Here is a 16,581-nt window from a genome sequence, read left to right as displayed (position 1 = left end):
CAGCGGGGAGCGCTCGCGGGCCGACATGCCGGTGCCGCGTAGCGTTGATCAGCGTTCAGCGCCCAGCTTTCATTTGGATGGAATCCCATGCTCGTTACCCAACAACCCGTATTGCGCCGTTTCTGGTATGCCCTGGTCCCGCTGACCGATCTGGATGACGGTCCGAAGCCGTTCACCCTGCTGGGCCAGCCCCTCGTCTTGTGGAAGAACGCTGAAGGCGATCCCGTCGCGCTGGAAGACCGCTGCTGCCATCGCACCGCCAAGCTGTCCAAGGGATTTGTCGAAGAAGGCAGGATCGTGTGCGGCTATCACGGCTGGACCTTCAACGAAGCCGGCGCCTGTGTGCGCATCCCGCAAGTCGCCGATCGGCCGATCCCCAAAAGCTGCCAGGTGAAGTCTTTCCGCTGCCAAGGAAAATACGGCTACGTGTGGGTTGCGCTGGACGATCCGCTGCAGCCCATTCCCGACTTTCCGGAAGATGCGGACCCGGCCTATCGCCGCATCTTCCAGTTCTACGAGACCTGGAAATCCAGTCCGCTGCGCTTCATGGAAAATTCTTTTGACGCGGCGCACTTCAGCTACGTGCATCGCGCCAACTTCGGCATCTACGAGCAGCCCAAGCCGCAGGTATTCGAGATCAAGGAATCGGAGTGGGGCTTTGAAGCGCACACCATCGTGCCGATCCGCAATCCGGAAAACGGCTTTCGTGTGACGGGCAGCAGCGAGCCTTTTACGGAGCGCCACCTGTACAACCGATGGCACATGCCGTCGGTGCGGCGCTTTGGCTGCATCTACGCCCAGACCGGCCGCCATCACATCATCTACAACTGCGCCACGCCGATCGATGACGGCACGATGGTGCTGGTGCAGTGGCTGTACCGGAATGACTCCGAAGAGGATTGCTCCACGCAGGAACTGATCGCCTGGGATCAAGCCATCGTCGACGAAGACCGCGACATCCTGGAAGCCACCGACTACGACGCCTGCGTCGACACCAGCCGCCGCGTCGAACAGCACATGGAGTCCGACAAGCCCGGCCTGCTGATGCGCAAAATGCTGCTGGGCCTGCTGCACGCCCACGGCGAAGAAGAGGTCTATAGGAAATAAGCCCTGTAGGGAGCCCCCCTTGGCGCTGCGCGCCACCCCCGGGGCGGCACTGGCGGACCGGCGGGATAAGGCCCCCCTTGGCGCTTCGCGCCACCCCCAGGGGCGGCACTGGCGGACCGGCAAAGCCGGATCCGCTGTGCCCCACATGGGCTGTGGCAACCGACCGGCGGATGGTGCCTTGCGGTGCTGACACTTCAGAGCCGCCAGATCCAGGACACCGCGGATCCGGCTTCGCCGGTCCGCTGGTGTTGCCCCTTGGGGAGGCGCAAAGCGCCAAGGGGGGGCCTAGTCTCCGGTCCGCTGGTGTTGCCCCTTGGGGGATGCGCAAAGCGCCAAGGGGGGCCTAGTCTCCGGTCCGCTGGTGTTGCCCCTGGGGGAGGCGCAAAGCGCCAAGGGGGCTACACCTACCGCCCCTGGGGGAGGCGCGCAGCGCCTGGCCGGGTACAATCACAGCATGAATGTCCGCGAATATTATGAGCACGCGCTTGCCGAGCGCGGTTTTGCCGAAGACCCGGCCCAGCGCAAAGCCATTGAGCGTTTGCAGCGGTATTACGATGATTGGGTCAGTTTCAAGGCGCTGCGGTCGACCGCCCTGAAACGGCTGCTGAAACGCCCTGGTGTTCCGCGTGGTGTCTATATGTGGGGCGGCGTGGGTCGCGGCAAGAGCTTCCTGATGGACGCGTTCTATGCCACGGTGCCCGTCAAACGTAAAACGCGCGTGCACTTCCACGAATTCATGCGCAGCGTGCATCGGCAGCTCGACGACGTGAAGGGCATGTCCGATCCTCTGGATGAAGTGGCCAAGCGGATTTCGCGTCGCTATCGCCTGATCTGTTTCGACGAGTTCCACGTGTCGGACGTGGCGGACGCCATGATCCTGTATCGGCTCCTGGTGGGGCTGTTTGCCAATGGCACGTCGTTCGTCATGACGTCGAACTACGAGCCCAGCACCCTGTATCCCGACGGCCTGCACCGCGACCGCATTTTTCCGGCGATCAAATTGATCCAGGAAAAGATGGACGTCTTGAATGTCGATTCGGGTACTGACTACCGTCGCCGCATTCTTGAACAGGTCAGTCTGTATCACACGCCGCTGGACGCTGCCGCGGACGCCGCCTTGCGGAAGGCGTTTTCCGACATTGCCGAAACGTCGCTGGACACGCCGGTGCTGCGGATCGAACACCGCGAGGTGCACGCCAAGATGCGCGCGGGGGTGTCGTGTGGTTCGACTTCGCCACGTTGTGCGGCGGACCCAGGTCGCAGAACGATTACCTGGAATTGGCCAGCCAGTTCCACACCGTTATCCTGTCGGGCGTGCCGCAAATGGGGCCGCGCCAGTCGTCGGAAGCACGCCGGTTCACCTGGCTGATCGACGTGCTGTACGACCACAAGGTCAAGCTGATCATCTCAGCCGCCTGCGAGCCTGAAGCGCTGTACACCGAAGGCGCCCTGGCCAATGAATTCCACCGTACGGTGTCTCGCCTGCTGGAAATGCAGTCGCGGGAATACCTGGAATCCGAACGCCGCGCTACGGTCGCGCTATAGCGGTTGCAGGCGTCTGACTTTGTCCCCCGGTCTGCCACGGGTGCTTACTGAATTTGCCGGATGGCACAGACTTCCCAATCCTTGAATCATGGATAGCAAGTAGTCTGTGGCCCCTGAAGTGAATTTTGATAAAGGAAGACACGGCATTGTTCCAGGTATGGGTGCGAGCGGCATTGGCCTCGGCAATCGTATTGCTGGTGGTGGCCGCGTGTGGCGGCAAGGAGCCCTCGCAGCGGCAGGCCTTTATCGCCTTCCTGCAAACGCGCGTACTGGACGTGACCGGCACCCGTGTGCCTGAACTGACGCCCGAAGAGAAGGCCAGGTTCGGGCCTTACGCCAATGATTACGCGATCATCACGCAGTTCCATGCCGGGATGAACGCCAACGTGACCCGGCCGAACAACGAGCTTGCCAAGATTTCGGCGCTGCGTACTGTGGGCGAGATCGTTGAGCAACGCAAGCAGATTGCCGATGCCAAGGCGCAGATGGCCAAATTGAGCGCCGCCCTGGACGCCGAGCAACGCAAGGCCGACGCGGTGCATGAAAAGCTGAAGCATCCCGAGGATGTGAAACCGGTGTTCGACGCGGCGTACGCCAAGCTTGTGACGGTCCCGGCCGAGGCCTACCGTGCCGTGTTTCCCGCCATCGACAAGATGTTCGGCAGTTCCCTGAAGGTGTCGGATTACGTGCAGACGCACCGCAATCTGATCGACGTGGACGGCACGACGTTGCGAGTGGCGGATCCGGCGACCAAGAAGGAATTGGGCGCCTTGCTCGAGCAATTGACTGCCGACAGCGAGCAGGTCAACGCTGCCCAGCGCGCCATGCAGGAAGTGGTGCACGGCGAGTGACGCCCGGGGGCGCCGCAGCCGGCCTGGCTGCTACGACGCGGGCTCGTCTCCCACCCATCCTTCGCCGCCCGGCGGCCGCTGCAACATCGGCCGATGGAAGATTTCTCCAAGGCCCGCATAGTACGGCCCGCCCAGGCGCGCGATCGGCCGCATCTTCACACTGTCGACCCGGCTGCCGTCGTAGATGTCGGGCGAAAGATGAAAGGCCACCACTTCGCCGATGAACAGCGTGTTCACGCCTCGACCCAGCACGATGACCTGATCCAGCTTGCATTCCATTTGCACCGGCGTCATGGCGATGCGCGGCACCTTGATGCGGCGACTGGGAAGCAAGGCAATCCCCAAGGCTTCGCATTCGCTGACCTCGGGCGGGTAGTTTGCCGCGCTGGCATGCATCGTCTCCATCGTGCTTTCGGTGGCCACGTTCACCACGAATTCGCCGGTCTCGCGAATGTTGCGGGCGGTGTCCTTGATCTCGCCTTCGCGCGCGGCGATGTTGATCGCCAGCATGGGCGGGCTGGTCGCGACGTAGTTGTACGAGCTGAACGGGGCCGCATTGACGCGGCCGTCGGGCCCGAGCGAGGTGATCCAGGCGATCGGCCGCGGCGCGGTGCACCCGATCAGCAGCCGGTAGGCCTGGGCGGTGTCGAGGCCTTCGCCGTCGACCAAGATGAAATCATCCGCCGGCGAGCCGGTCCGCGATGGGTCCGCGCCACCTGCTGCGCCCCCGAGTGCGTCGGGTTTCGAGCGATCGTCGTTGTGTGCAGTCATGCGGGGTTCACGGTGCCGTCAGATTCAGGGATTTCAGCAGTGGCTTCATGGTGTCCAGATCATGCTGCACAAAGGTCAGCGTCTCGGCAGGCGTCTTGGTCATCAGTTCAACTCCCTGCGTCGCCATGAATTTTTGGTATTCAGGGTCCGCGTTCACTGCCGCCACCGCTTTGTTCAGGGTGTCGATGATCGCGGGCGGCGTGCCTTTTGGCGCGGCCAGGGTGTACCAGGTGGACGATTCGGCCCCCGTCACGCCAGCTTCGGCAAAGGTCGGCACGTCCGGAAACAGCGGGGAACGCTGCGCGGCGGCGTAGGCAATCGCCTTGATCCGGCCTTCCTTGAGGAAGGCCTGGGTCGCCGACAGATTCAGCATGGCCAGTTGCACCTGCCCGCCGATCACGTCCTTCAATGCCGGGACGGCGCCGGGGTAGGGGATATGGGTCATGTTGATACCCGCGCGCTGCTTGAGCAGTTCGCCGGCAAGGTGGGTCGCGCCGCCCGCGCCGGCCGATCCGAAGTTCAGCTTGCCTGGCGAGGCCTTGGCCGCGGCGATGACTTCTTTCAGGGTGTTTGCGGGCAGTGCCGGGCTGGCGACCATGATGATGGGCTGGTTCGCGACTACGCTGACGAAGGTGAAGTCGGCAATGCCGTCGTACGCGATTTTTTCCATCAGCGGTGTCACCACGTGGGTGGCGGACGTACCCAACAGCAGCGTGTAGCCATCGGGCTTGGCGCGCGCCACGACGCTACCGCCCACCGTGGCCCCCGCCCGGCTTGTTTTCGACCACGACGGTCTGCTTCAGGCGGGTCTCGAGCTGCCGCGCCAGTGCGCGCGCCAGGATGTCGGCCGGGCCGCCCGCTGCGTAGGGATTGACCAGCGTGATCGGATGGTTCGGGTAGCCATCCGCCGCGCCTTGCGCCATGGCTGGTGCAACGGGCGCCGCGCAGATCGTGGCAAAGGCAAGGGCGAGCAGGCGCCGGGATGCGGGAAGGGGGGCCATGCGTGTCTCCGTTATTGTCGTGGTCACGCTCGTCCTTGCCTGGTGCGGGCAAGGCGGCGTCGACTCAGAATACAGGCCGCCATCCCACCGCGTGAATGCGCCGCGGAGCAATTCCGATATGCGAAACGGCACATGGCAGGCAAAAAAATGGCGGCACCGAAGTGCCGCCTTGGCGGGCTGCTGATTTCTCATTCCCGACTGATTTGCCGACTGCCGGCGCGCCAGTTGCTGCCCGCTGCCTGGCGCAGCCCGTGGCTGCCGGTTCCGTTTACCGCTTCAGCTTGGCGAATGCGGCCGCCATTGCGCCGCCGGCGGGCGCAGGCGATGATCCGCCACCCGCGTTGCGATCGCGTCCGCGGCCGCCACCACCGCCCGAGCGGCTTGCGCCCGCGTCGTCGCCACTGCGCCGGGCGACCGGCGCATCGTCGTTCAGCCGCATGGTCAGCGCCACGCGCTGACGCTGCAGGTCGACTTCCTGAACCTTGACGGTCACCGTCTGGCCGACGCGAACCACGTCGCGCGGGTCCTTGACGAACTTTTCGGCCAGGGCCGAAATGTGCACCAGCCCGTCCTGGTGGACACCGATATCCACGAACGCGCCAAAGTTCGCCACGTTGGTCACGACCCCTTCCAGCACCATGCCCACGGTTAGATCCTTCAGGGTTTCCACGCCGTCCATGAAGGTGGCGGTCTTGAACTCGGGGCGGGGATCGCGGCCGGGCTTTTCCAGTTCGCTGAAGATATCCTTGACGGTTGGCAGGCCGAAGCGATCATCGGTGAACTGCGTGGGGGACACGCCCTTGAGCGCGTCCTTGTTGCCGATGACCGACTGGATGTCGGCCTGGATGCGCGCCAGAATGCGTTCCACCACGGGATAGGCTTCCGGGTGCACTGACGAACAATCGAGCGGGTTATCGCCATTGGCCACGCGCAAAAAGCCCGCGGCCTGCTCGAACGCCTTGTCGCCAAAGCGGGGCACGTCCTTGAGCTTGGCGCGGGAGCGGAATGCGCCGTTCACATCGCGCCAGGTGACGATGTTCTTGGCGAGCGTGGCGTTCAGGCCGGACACCCGTGCCAGCAAGGGCGCCGACGCCGTGTTCACGTCCACGCCGACCGCGTTCACGCAGTCTTCGACGATGCTGTCCAGCATCTTGGCCAGTTCGCGCTGATTCAGGTCGTGCTGGTACTGGCCGACGCCGATGGATTTCGGGTCGATCTTGACCAGTTCGGCCAGCGGGTCCTGCAGGCGGCGGGCGATCGACACCGCGCCGCGCAGGCTTACGTCCAGGTCAGGGAATTCATTGGCGGCCAGTTCCGATGCGGAATACACCGACGCGCCGGCTTCCGACACCACGATCTTGGTCAGCTTGAATTCCGGATACCGCTTCATGAGGTCGGCCGCCAGCTTTTCGGTCTCGCGCGATGCCGTGCCGTTGCCGATGGCGATCAGTTCGATCTGGTGCTTGCGCACGATGCGCGCCAGTGTTTCCAGCGAGCCCTCCCAGTCGCGGCGGGGTTCATGCGGGTAGACGGTCGACGTGTCCAGCAGCTTGCCGGTCCGGTCGATCGCCGCCACCTTGACGCCCGTGCGGATGCCGGGATCCAGGCCCAGCACCGACTTCGGGCCGGCGGGCGCGGCCAGCAGCAGATCTTTCAGGTTCATGGCGAACACGCGGATCGCCTCGGCTTCGGCTTCGTCGCGCAGGCGCGAAAACAATTCCGTCTCGAAGCCCGGCAACAGCTTGACGCGCCACGTCCAGCGGCACACTTCGCCCAGCCACTTGTCGCGCGGGCTGGCATCCAGCCCGAAGAGGCCCTTCAGCTTGAGCAGGGCGGCGATGCGGGCCACGCAAGGGTGGGGAACTTGCGTATCCAATTCCGGGTCCAGACCCAGGCGCAGTTCAAGCACGCCTTGCTGGCGGCCGCGCATCAGGGCAAGCACGCGGTGCGAGGGCAGGGTGCGCAGCGGTTCGTTGAAGTCGAACCAGTCGCGGAAGTTGGCGCCTTCGGTTTCCTTGCCATCGGCGACCTTGGAGTAGACCAGGCCGGTGTTCCACAAGAAGGTCCGCAGGTTCTCGAGCAGGTCGGCGTCTTCGGCGAACCGTTCGGTCAGGATGTCGCGCGCGCCGTCCAGCGCAGCCTTGACGTCTGCAACCTCGGCGGTGACATAGCCGACCGCCAGGGTGGCCGGGTCGGCCGACGCATCGGCCAGCAGGGCGTCCGCTAGCGGCTCCAGGCCGGCTTCACGGGCGATCTGGGCCCGGGTGCGGCGTTTGGGCTTGTAGGGCGCGTACAGGTCTTCCAGGCGTTGCTTGGTGTCGGCGGTCGAAATCGCCTGCTGCAGTTCGGGGGTCAGCTTGCCCTGGGAATCAATGGACGACAGGATGGCCGCGCGGCGGGTTTCCATGTCGCGCAGGTATTCCAGCCGGATCTCCAGGTTGCGCAGGACGGTATCGTCCAGGCCGCCGGTGACCTCTTTGCGGTACCGCGCGATGAAAGGAACGGTCGCGCCGCTGTCCATCAGTTCGATCGCCGCGCTGATTTGTGTGGCGCGCGCGCCAAGTTCTTCCGTCAGCTGGGCGATAATGCGGGATTGGGCTTGCGCATCGAGCACGCCGCCCCGGTCGGTGACCATCGACATCGAGTCTGTCCTACCTTGCAACAATGAAGCCGCGGATTTTGCCACAACCTATCCCTATGCCCCGAATCTCCCCCGCTCTGCCTTTGCGCCATGTGACATTTCCGTCCAGGCCCATGCGTCCTTTCCCGCAGGCCTGGCACGCCCGCGTCCGGGCCGGCAAGGCGGCTGGGCCGCTGCGCTGCTGGCCACGGTCGTATTCATAGGGCTGCCGGGCTGCGCCGCGGTGGACTCCGTCATGGCCCCGCCGCCGGTCGAAGCCAAGGTGGCAGCGCCGGCTCCTACCTATGCGTCGGCCGAAGCCGCCCAGGCCATTGCCGACGCCGCGAAGGCCGAACGCGCTGCCGCCGTCGATGCCTACACGGCGCGGGTGCGCGACTGCATGCACACCTTCTTTGCCACCCGCTGCGCCGACAAGGCGCGCGAGGAGCGCAACACGATTACCGAGCGTGCCGACGTGACGCGGCAGCAGGCCGAGCTGTTCGTGCGCCAGGAAAAGGCGCGTGTGCACCGCGAATCGCTGGCGGCGGAAAACGCCCGCCGCGATGCCCGCGATGCCGAGGCGGCGGCGGCGCGGCAGGCGGAAGCCGCCCAGCGGCCGGCTCCAGGGAACGTGGGTCCGGCGGCGGCGTCCCAGCGGCGGCCTGGCGCGGACGCGGGCGCCGCGCCGCCGGCAGGCGCGATGGCGCCTTCCGCAGGCGGCAGGTCCCCCGCGGCATCGGCATCCCCGTTTAACGCACCGGCGGCCAGCGGGCCTGCCCGCGCGCCGGCCGCCGCCTCCACCGGCCCGGCGTCCCGCGCCGCGCCAGGCGGCGCGTCGATCAGCCCGGCCGAACAGGCCGACAATCGCGCCGCGTTTGAAAAGAAACAGGCCGAGGCCAAGGCCTATGCCGAAAAACGCGCCGAGGAACGCAAAGAGAACGAGGACAAACGCGAGCGCCGCCGTGCCGCCCGCGAAGCCGATGCGGCAAAATTCAATACACCTGCCGCGACTCCGGCAACCCCTCCCACCCAGGGCAAGTAATGAATCTCGACGCTCAAGCCGTCGCCAGCCGCATTATCGAGCTGCAGACGGAACATCGTGACCTCGACGCCGCCATCGAACGGCTGGCGGCCGACCTGTCGATCGACGAGATCCTGTTGCGCCGCCTGAAGAAACGCAAGCTGCACATCAAGGACCACATCGTGGCCCTGCAGATGCAACTCGTACCGGATATTCCAGCTTGACTGACACCCATGACGTCAGCGCCCTGTTCGCTGCCGACGGTCCGCTCGCCAAGAAGCTGAAGGGCTACCGGCCCCGCACGCAACAGACCGAGCTGGCCAACACCATTGCCCAGACCATCGCCGACCAGGGGACCCTGATCGCCGAAGCTGGCACCGGCACGGGCAAGACCTTTGCCTACCTCGTGCCGGTGCTCGTGCATGGCGGCAAGGTGCTGATCTCGACCGGCACCAAGACATTGCAGGATCAGCTGTTCGCCCGTGACCTCCCGGCGGTGCGCACGGCGCTGGCCTTGCCAGTGACCGCGGCCCTGCTCAAGGGCCGATCCAATTATCTGTGCCATTACCATCTGGAACGCACGGTGCACGACGGCCGGCTGGCCTCGCGCTTCGAAGTCGCGCAGTTGCGCAAGATCGAAGTCTTCGCCAAGCAGACGCGGTCAGGCGACAAGGCCGAACTGGCCGACGTGCCCGAAAACGCCGAGATCTGGAACAAGGTCACGTCCACCCGCGACAACTGCCTGGGATCCGAGTGCCCGTCCTATCGCGACTGCTTCGTCATGCAGGCCCGCAAGACCGCGGCCGAAGCAGACATCGTGGTGGTCAACCATGCCTTGTTCCTGGCTGACCTGGCGCTGAAAGACGAAGGCATTACCGACCTGCTGCCCGCCGCCGACACCGTGGTGTTCGACGAAGCGCACCAATTGCCGGCCGCGGCCACGCGGTTCCTGGGCGAGTCGGTGTCATCGCATCAGTTGCTGGACTTTGCCCGGGACGCCACGGTGGCCGGCCTGTCGCACGCGCGCGAAAGCGCCGACTGGCCCATGATGGCGTCCGCCGTCGAACAGGCCACGCGCGAGCTGCGCCTGTCGTGCGCGGCCATCGAAAAGATGCCCGGGCAGCGCAGCACGTTCGACGCGCTGCCGTCGATCGATGCGTTCAACGCCGCGCTCAAGGAAGTGATCGATGCCGTGCACCAGCTCGGCCAATGTCTGATGGCGGTGGGGGTGCGCCATCCCGATCTGGACATGGCTGGCAAGCGCGGGCCCGAACTGATTTCGCTGCTGGGCCGGTGGCGCGAAGGGCAGGCACCTGCCGCGCCGGTGGACGACCGGCAGGTCAGGCTGTCCGACGGTCCGGCATCGGCATGGGAAGAACCGGCCGCCGACGAAGCGGCCAAGGCCGCCGAGGCGCGCAAGGGCGACGGCTGGGTCCGGTGGATCGAAACCAACAACAACCATATTCGTCTGCACACCGCGCCGCTGTCGGTAGCGGAGGCCTTTTCGCAGTATCGCCCCGGTGGCCAGACCTGGATCCTGACGTCGGCGACGCTGTCGGTACATGGCGATTTTTCGCATTTCATCCGCCAGCTGGGCCTGCGCAACGTCACCACTGGCCTGTGGGAATCCCCGTTCGACTACGCGAACCACGGCCGGCTGTTCGTGCCGCACGGCATCCCGGCGCCCCAGGATCCCAGATATACCGAGGGCTTTGTCGAAGCACTGATCCCCGTCCTGGCCGCCAGCAAGGGCTCGGCGCTCGTGCTGTGCACGACGCTGCGCGCGGTGGACAAGGTCGCCGAGATGCTGGACAAGGAATTCCGCGCCCGCGGCTGGGACTGGCCTCTGTTCAAGCAGGGCGACCGGTCGCGGCGTGAATTGCTGGACCGCTTCCGCGTCAGCAAGCATGCGGTGCTCGTAGGCAGCGCCAGCTTCTGGGAAGGCATCGACGTGCCGGGCGATGCGCTGACCCTAGTCGCCATCGACAAACTCCCCTTTGCGCCGCCCGATGATCCGGTGCTCGATGCCCGCATCAAAGCCTGCAAGGAACGCGGCGGCAACGCCTTCTTCGAGTACCAGTTGCCCGAAGCGGCGATTGCGCTCAAACAGGGGGCGGGGCGGCTGATCCGTACGGAATCCGACTGGGGGTGTTGATGGTGGGCGATCGCCGCCTGGTCGAAAAGCCGTATGGCAAGCGGCTGTGGCGGGGGCTGCCGCCGTTTACCCGCACACGAAGCCTGGACGACGTCGTCGCGTTCTTTGACGAACGCGCGTTGGCAAAAGACGGTGCGGCGGACAGCACGAAGGATGACGCCGACGGGGCCAATGCGCCTGCGAATGCCGCGACGGTAGGCTGACGAAAAAAACCGCATCCCCTGGGATGCGGTTGTTTCTGGCGCCTTGGGTGGAGCCCGTTGCAGGGCTCCAGACTTCCGGTCTTACCAGATCTTCCACCACGGGCCGCGATTTTCCACGAAGCCGTTGCGGACGAACTGGCTGTCGGGGTAGTTGGCCGCCAACACCCGGGCCGTATCGGCACGAAGATCGGTCATGCCCAGCTTTTCATACGACAGCACCATGATATACAGCGCTTCTTCGACCGCCGGCGCGCCCTGGAAGTCGCGTACCGCCGTTTGCGCGCGGTTGACGGCTGCCACGTAGGCGCCGCGCTGGTAGTACAGGCGCGCAACGTGCACTTCGTTCAGGGCGATCGAGTTGATCAGGTAGTTCAGGCGCAGTTGCGCGTCGGGCGCGTAGCTGCTGTTCGGGAACCGTGTCAGCAGGTCCTTGAACGCGTCGAACGATTCACGCGCGCCTTTCGGGTCACGCTCGCTTGGGTCCTGTTTGGTCAGGCTCGAAAGCAGGGCGCTTTCCTGATAGAAATTGATCAGGCCCTTCAGATAGAGCATGTAGTCCAGGCTGGGGTGGTTCGGGTGCAGGCGCTGGAAGCGGTCGATGGCGGCCAGGGCCTGCGCATTGTTGCCGTCTTTCCAGTACACATACGCGATGTCGACCTGGGCCTGCTGCGCGTACACGCCAAAGGGGTAGCGCGACTCGAGCTTTTCGAGCAGCTTGCTGGCCTGCGTCCAGTTCCCGACGCTGATCTCTTCCTTGGCCTCCTTGTACAATCTTTCCGCCGTCCAGCCGACGGTCGGGTCGATTTCCTTGCCCAGACCGGAACACCCGGCGATCGTCATGATCATCAGGACGCACGCCAGCATGCTCCCCAGACGCGAGGCCAGCTGCTTCCAGCTGGGGGCGTTGCGGTTCACGCCGACGGACATGCCGGCGTCTGCCGCGATTGTGTTCAACTGCATGGAGGTGTTCCTCAGATTGACTATTCCTGATTATATTCGGCCTGGCATCCAGGCCGCGCCCAGATGCCACATTCTTTGTCACAACCCGACCGCGACTCACCCGTTCCGGATGCGCAGACCGAAGTCCAGGAAGCGGAACCGCGGCAGCTTGACGTGCCGGCCTCGATTAGAGCCGACCGGCTCGACAAGGTTCTTGCCCAGCTGATCCCGCAACATTCGCGCAGCCGTTTGCAGGGCTGGATCGAACGCGGTGGCGTGCTGGTCAACGGCAAGGCCGCAACTGTGCGGCAACTGGTCGGTCCCGGGGATGAACTGACCGTCTGGGAAGAAGCCGCGCCTGAAGCCCGTGCGTTCAGCCCGGAACCCATCGAATTTCCGGTGATCGCCGAAAGCCCGGACTGGATCGTAGTCGATAAACCGGTAGGCCTGGTGGTGCATCCCGGCGCCGGCAATTGGCAAGGGACCCTGCTCAACGGCTTGCTCCACCGCTACCCTGAATTGGCGCGGGTGCCCCGTGCGGGCATCGTACACCGGCTGGACAAGGACACGTCCGGCCTGATGGTGGTGGCCCGCAATGAAACGGCGCAGACGGCATTGGTGCGCCAGCTCCAGGCGCGCACTGTCGGACGGCGTTATGTCGCGCTGGCAGTCGGCGCCGCACCAGCGGGCGGGACGGTCGATAAACCGATCGGCCGCGACGTGCGCGTGCCCGTGCGCATGAGCGTGGACCGGCCTATCGCCCCCAAGCCCGCCATTACCCATTACCAGGCCATGCGCCAGGGGCTGCTGGGCGACAAAACGGTGGTGTCGCAGGTGATCTGCAAGCTGGAGACGGGCCGCACGCATCAGATCCGGGTGCATATGGCCAGCCTGGGCCTGCCCCTGCTGGCTGACGCGCTGTACGGCGGAAAAGTGGTGCCGCCCGCCGCGCGCCAGATGCTGCATGCCCGCGAACTGCAATTTGAAGACCCGGTCAGCGGCAAGCCCGTCCAGTTCAGTTCGCCCATCGCAAGCGACATGCAGGCGGTCATAGATGCGATCGACTGGAATCCGGTTCCGACGCGGCCGGAACTGCCGCGCCTGTAACGGCCACTGTCAGGCCCAGGAATATTGCTTCGGTATCCGGGTAGGGACACGGCCTTGTGACCCGCGTGTCATGCAGCCAGGCGGCCGGATCGCACCGCAGCATATCCACACCATCATCCGGCCGTCGATGTCAAGAAGGAACTCCGTCATGTCCCGTTTCGCTTCCGAAAATCACGCATCCCAGGGCGTCACAGCGGCATCCGCGTCATTGCCGTTCACCTTGCCTGGTCCCGCCTGGCCCGGTGTCAGCATCTTCGTGACTACCCGGCTGGGCGGCGTCAGCAGCGCTCCTTTTACGTCCTGGAATCTGGGGGATCACGTTGGTGATGATCCGGCCCGTGTGGCCGAGAACAGGCAGCGTCTTGCTGTCTTGCTGCCCGCTGCGCCGCTGTGGCTGCAGCAGGTGCATGGCACGGACGTGGTCGACGCCGATGCAGGTGCAGATGCCGATGTGAACGCCAATGTCGCCGATACTGGCCTGGACGCTGCTGCTGGGCAAGCGCCCTGCGGTGATGCGGCCATGACCCGCACGCCCGGCAAGGTCCTGGCGATCATGACGGCCGACTGCCTGCCCGTGGTGCTCGCAGCCTGCGATGGCAGCGTGCTTGCCATGGCCCATGCCGGCTGGCGTGGCCTGGCCGCAGGGGTGCTGGAACGCACCGTCGAGGCCATGGGCAGTCACGGGAAACGTATGCCCTTACGCGCCTGGATCGGCCCTGCCATCGGTCCGACCGCATTCGAAGTCGGAAGCGAAGTACGAACGGCGTTTCTGGCGGACGACCCGGGCGCGGCAAGCTGCTTCCAGCCCGGTGCCGCAGTGCACAAATGGATGGCCGATCTGCCCGGGCTGGCCCGCCGCAGACTGCGCCGCGCGGGCGTTCAGGATGTCACCCTGAGCGGCCACTGCACGGTCACGGATAGCGAACATTTCTTTTCCTATCGCCGCGACGGCCAGACCGGCCGTTTTGCGACGCTGGCCTGGCTGAACGGACCCACTGACGCACGGCTGCCGCTGCGGCCGCGCGATCGCTGACACGCTAGCGATGTCGTGGCGCATCTTGCGCCTTATCCCCGTTCTTCCGCGCCATGTCGGCGGCCAGCATCGCCTCGCGTTCCGCCGCCTCGCGTGCCTTGCGGCGGCGTCCGCGCTCGGGCGCGAGCATCACGTAGACGATGATCGTCACGGGCAACAGCCCATAGAAAAAGAAGGTGGCAATCCCGGCCATGACGGTGGGTTGCGTGATGGCCATCATCAGCGTGACATACATCCAGCCGATGGCGACCAGGCCAGCAAAATACATGACGGTAACCCTCGTTGCACGGACCGCTAATCTACGCGAGTTTCGGCAGGGCGCATTCACTGAGTACATACCCTCATCCCGTTCAGGACGAGGAGGCAACTCCTATTTGACACGCTCCGGTACGCTATGCACTATGCAGTCGTAGACGCGATCGATACAACAAGGTGTACGTTTTGAGCCAGCCCCCGATAGATGTCATGAATCCCCTGGCTTGGCTTCAAGCCTGGCAGCAGGCCCTGACTCCACAGGCCTCTGCCCCGCAGTCGTCCACCGCCCAGGCGTCACCCGCGCAAGCCGCCGGCCCGGCAGGCATTCCCGGCTTTGCTCCGCCCGCGGGCGTTGCCGTTGCGCCTGAAAAAATGCTTGAGATCCAGAACCAGTTCTCGCAGCAGTGGGCCGCGCTGTGTGGTGAAGCCACGCGCGGCGCGCTGGCCCCGGTGGCGGACCCCCGTTTTGCCGGCCAGGCCTGGGCCAACAGTCCGGCGCATGCGTTCATGGCGCATGCCTACCTGCTGTCCGCCCGCACGCTGCTGCAAATGGCCGACAACGTCGACGTGCCTGACGCGGCGCGCGAGCAGATCCGGTTTGCGATGATGCAGTGGATCGACGCCATGGCGCCGTCCAACTTCCTTGCTCTCAATCCCGATGCACAGCAAAAGTTCATTTCGTCAGGCGGCGAAAGCCTGCAGCAGGGCATCGTCAATCTGTTGAATGACCTGCAGAAGGGCCGCATTTCCAACACCGACGAAACCTCGTTCGAGATCGGCAAGTCGATCGCCACGACCGAAGGCGCCGTGGTGTTCGAAAACGCCTTGTTCCAATTGATCCAGTACACCCCGCGCACGCCCCGGGTCCATGCGCGCCCGCTGGTGATCGTGCCGCCGTGCATCAACAAGTTCTATATCCTGGATCTGCAGGCCAACAACTCGTTCGTGCGATATGCGCTGGAGCAGGGCATCAGCGTGTTCCTGGTGTCGTGGCGCAATCCGCTGACCACGGATACCGATGGCATCCAGCAAGCGACGTGGGACGACTACATCGACCACGGCGTCATCAAGGCGCTGACGGTGGCGCAGGAAGTGTCTGGCCAGGATCAGGTCAACACCCTGGGCTTCTGTGTGGGCGGCACCCTGCTTGCGACCGCGCTGGCCGTGCTGGAAGCGCGCGGTGAATCTCCCGCGGCATCCATGACCTTGCTGACCACGCTGCTCGACTTCCACGACACCGGCGTGCTGAAGGTCTTCGTGAACGAAGCGCAGGCCAAGCTGCGTGAAGTCCAGTTCGCCCAGGGCGGGCTGCTGGCCGCGCGCGAACTCGGCAACACCTTTGCGTTCCTGCGCCCGAACGACCTGGTATGGAACAACGTCGTCAACAACTACCTGAAGGGCGAGGCGCCTTCAGCCTTCGACCTGCTGTTCTGGAACGCCGACGGCACCAATCTGCCCGGTCCGTTCTACGCCTGGTATCTGCGCAATACCTATCTTGAAAACAACCTGAAGATTCCTGGCAAGACCACGGTGTGTGGTCAGCCGCTCGACCTGACGACGCTGTCGGTGCCCACCTACCTGTACGGTTCGCGCGACGATCACATCGTGCCATGGACGTCGGCGTTCGCATCGACCCACCTGCTGCAGGGGCCGACCCGCTTCGTGCTCGGCGCGTCGGGCCACATTGCCGGCGTCATCAACTCGCCGGTCAAGAATCGACGCAATTACTGGGTCAACGACGTCGTTGCCAACGGCGTCGCGCCTGCCACGGGCGCCGATCCCCAGGTGTGGATCGATACGGCGCGGTCGGTGGCCGGCAGCTGGTGGCCCGACTGGGCAGCCTGGCTCAAATCGCATTCCGGCGCGGAGGTGAAGGCAAAGACCGCGCTGGGCAACAAGCAGCATCCGGTGATCGAAGCCGCGCCAGGCCGCTACGTGCTGGCCCGTGCAATGTAAGTGGATGACGCATACCT

Annotated in this window: 13 protein-coding genes and 2 pseudogenes; 9 read left to right on the top strand and 6 right to left on the bottom strand. The window is 64.8% G+C overall.

Annotation, left to right across the window (positions count from 1 at the left end):
* Nucleotides 1-87 precede the first annotated feature (87 nt).
* The 3 genes and pseudogenes from ACNANG_RS01460 to ACNANG_RS01450 all read left to right on the top strand — a co-directional run bounded on the left by ACNANG_RS01460 (nt 88) and on the right by ACNANG_RS01450 (nt 3,503).
* Nucleotides 88-1,107 carry a Rieske 2Fe-2S domain-containing protein gene (locus tag ACNANG_RS01460; RefSeq protein WP_420225693.1) on the top strand — a complete coding sequence of 340 codons (1,020 nt, stop codon included), beginning with the start codon at nt 88-90 and terminating at the stop codon, nt 1,105-1,107.
* 454 nt (nt 1,108-1,561) lie between these two features.
* A pseudogene (gene zapE / locus ACNANG_RS01455) lies at nt 1,562-2,652 on the top strand (cell division protein ZapE).
* A gap of 125 nt (nt 2,653-2,777) precedes the next feature.
* A complete protein-coding gene (locus ACNANG_RS01450; protein ID WP_420225692.1) occupies nt 2,778-3,503 on the top strand; it encodes a DUF3053 family protein in 726 nt (241 codons plus the stop codon).
* A 30-nt stretch (nt 3,504-3,533) separates the two neighbouring features.
* Here ACNANG_RS01450 and ACNANG_RS01445 read toward each other — a convergent pair whose 3' ends face one another.
* From ACNANG_RS01445 to ACNANG_RS01430, 4 genes are all read right to left on the bottom strand, one after another.
* Nucleotides 3,534-4,274 (bottom strand): flavin reductase family protein, encoded by a 741-nt coding sequence (locus ACNANG_RS01445; protein WP_420225691.1) that lies wholly within the window; start codon nt 4,272-4,274, stop codon nt 3,534-3,536.
* A 7-nt stretch (nt 4,275-4,281) separates the two neighbouring features.
* Nucleotides 4,282-5,031, bottom strand: a complete 750-nt coding sequence (locus ACNANG_RS01440; protein ID WP_420225690.1) for a Bug family tripartite tricarboxylate transporter substrate binding protein — start codon at nt 5,029-5,031, stop codon at nt 4,282-4,284.
* Complete coding sequence (locus tag ACNANG_RS01435; RefSeq protein ID WP_420225689.1) at nt 5,021-5,275, bottom strand: hypothetical protein; 255 nt, start codon at nt 5,273-5,275, stop codon at nt 5,021-5,023. The genes ACNANG_RS01440 and ACNANG_RS01435 overlap by 11 nt, the downstream gene beginning before the upstream one ends.
* A 268-nt stretch (nt 5,276-5,543) precedes the next feature.
* Nucleotides 5,544-7,916, bottom strand: a complete 2,373-nt coding sequence (locus ACNANG_RS01430; RefSeq protein ID WP_420225688.1) for a Tex family protein — start codon at nt 7,914-7,916, stop codon at nt 5,544-5,546.
* A 235-nt stretch (nt 7,917-8,151) separates the two neighbouring features.
* Between ACNANG_RS01430 and ACNANG_RS01425 the strand changes: the two genes are divergently transcribed.
* The 3 genes and pseudogenes from ACNANG_RS01425 to ACNANG_RS01415 all read left to right on the top strand — a co-directional run bounded on the left by ACNANG_RS01425 (nt 8,152) and on the right by ACNANG_RS01415 (nt 11,274).
* Nucleotides 8,152-8,937 carry a hypothetical protein gene (locus tag ACNANG_RS01425; protein WP_420225687.1) on the top strand — a complete coding sequence of 262 codons (786 nt, stop codon included), beginning with the start codon at nt 8,152-8,154 and terminating at the stop codon, nt 8,935-8,937.
* Nucleotides 8,937-9,140 carry a YdcH family protein gene (locus ACNANG_RS01420; RefSeq protein ID WP_420225686.1) on the top strand — a complete coding sequence of 68 codons (204 nt, stop codon included), beginning with the start codon at nt 8,937-8,939 and terminating at the stop codon, nt 9,138-9,140. Before ACNANG_RS01425 ends, ACNANG_RS01420 begins: the two co-directional genes overlap by 1 nt.
* Nucleotides 9,137-11,274 (top strand): annotated as a pseudogene (locus tag ACNANG_RS01415) (ATP-dependent DNA helicase). The gene ACNANG_RS01420 and the pseudogene ACNANG_RS01415 overlap by 4 nt, the downstream one beginning before the upstream one ends.
* A gap of 81 nt (nt 11,275-11,355) precedes the next feature.
* Here the strand turns inward: ACNANG_RS01415 and ACNANG_RS01410 are convergent.
* A complete protein-coding gene (locus tag ACNANG_RS01410) occupies nt 11,356-12,159 on the bottom strand; it encodes an outer membrane protein assembly factor BamD (RefSeq protein WP_420227677.1) in 804 nt (267 codons plus the stop codon).
* Nucleotides 12,160-12,297: 138 nt separating this feature from the next.
* Between ACNANG_RS01410 and ACNANG_RS01405 the strand changes: the two genes are divergently transcribed.
* Nucleotides 12,298-13,320 (top strand): RluA family pseudouridine synthase, encoded by a 1,023-nt coding sequence (locus tag ACNANG_RS01405; RefSeq protein WP_420225685.1) that lies wholly within the window; start codon nt 12,298-12,300, stop codon nt 13,318-13,320.
* Nucleotides 13,321-13,468: 148 nt separating this feature from the next.
* On the top strand, nt 13,469-14,353 hold the full coding sequence (pgeF, locus tag ACNANG_RS01400; protein WP_420225684.1) for a peptidoglycan editing factor PgeF: 885 nt from the start codon (nt 13,469-13,471) through the stop codon (nt 14,351-14,353).
* Between the two features lie 4 nt (nt 14,354-14,357).
* Here the strand turns inward: pgeF and ACNANG_RS01395 are convergent, their stop codons facing one another.
* Nucleotides 14,358-14,621: a hypothetical protein gene (locus ACNANG_RS01395; RefSeq protein ID WP_420225683.1), complete on the bottom strand. Its 264-nt coding sequence runs from the start codon at nt 14,619-14,621 to the stop codon at nt 14,358-14,360.
* 359 nt (nt 14,622-14,980) lie between these two features.
* On the opposite strand from ACNANG_RS01395, the gene phaC reads away from it, so the two are divergent.
* A complete protein-coding gene (phaC, locus tag ACNANG_RS01390) occupies nt 14,981-16,564 on the top strand; it encodes a class I poly(R)-hydroxyalkanoic acid synthase (protein ID WP_420227676.1) in 1,584 nt (527 codons plus the stop codon).
* The last annotated feature ends 17 nt before the right edge of the window (nt 16,565-16,581 follow it).

The sequence above is a fragment of the Pigmentiphaga litoralis genome (genome assembly GCF_048632615.1).
GTDB classification, from domain to species: Bacteria; Pseudomonadota; Gammaproteobacteria; order Burkholderiales; family Burkholderiaceae_B; genus Pigmentiphaga; species Pigmentiphaga litoralis_B.
Note: the sequence above shows the minus strand (reverse complement) of the source record. Positions and strands in the feature narration are given on the sequence as shown.

Bases quoted from the DNA above. Each gene is read 5' to 3' on its own strand.
- ACNANG_RS01425 (WP_420225687.1), top strand. From the start codon at position 8,152: ATGGCCCCGCCGCCGGTCGAAGCCAAGGTGGCAGCGCCGGCTCCTACC.
- ACNANG_RS01420 (WP_420225686.1), top strand. From the start codon at position 8,937: ATGAATCTCGACGCTCAAGCCGTCGCCAGCCGCATTATCGAGCTGCAG.
- phaC (WP_420227676.1), top strand. From the start codon at position 14,981: ATGCTTGAGATCCAGAACCAGTTCTCGCAGCAGTGGGCCGCGCTGTGT.
- pgeF (WP_420225684.1), top strand. From the start codon at position 13,469: ATGTCCCGTTTCGCTTCCGAAAATCACGCATCCCAGGGCGTCACAGCG.
- ACNANG_RS01430 (WP_420225688.1), bottom strand. From the start codon at position 7,916: ATGTCGATGGTCACCGACCGGGGCGGCGTGCTCGATGCGCAAGCCCAA.
- ACNANG_RS01445 (WP_420225691.1), bottom strand. From the start codon at position 4,274: ATGACTGCACACAACGACGATCGCTCGAAACCCGACGCACTCGGGGGC.
- ACNANG_RS01395 (WP_420225683.1), bottom strand. From the start codon at position 14,621: ATGTATTTTGCTGGCCTGGTCGCCATCGGCTGGATGTATGTCACGCTG.
- ACNANG_RS01405 (WP_420225685.1), top strand. From the start codon at position 12,298: ATGCCACATTCTTTGTCACAACCCGACCGCGACTCACCCGTTCCGGAT.
- ACNANG_RS01435 (WP_420225689.1), bottom strand. From the start codon at position 5,275: ATGGCCCCCCTTCCCGCATCCCGGCGCCTGCTCGCCCTTGCCTTTGCC.
- ACNANG_RS01460 (WP_420225693.1), top strand. From the start codon at position 88: ATGCTCGTTACCCAACAACCCGTATTGCGCCGTTTCTGGTATGCCCTG.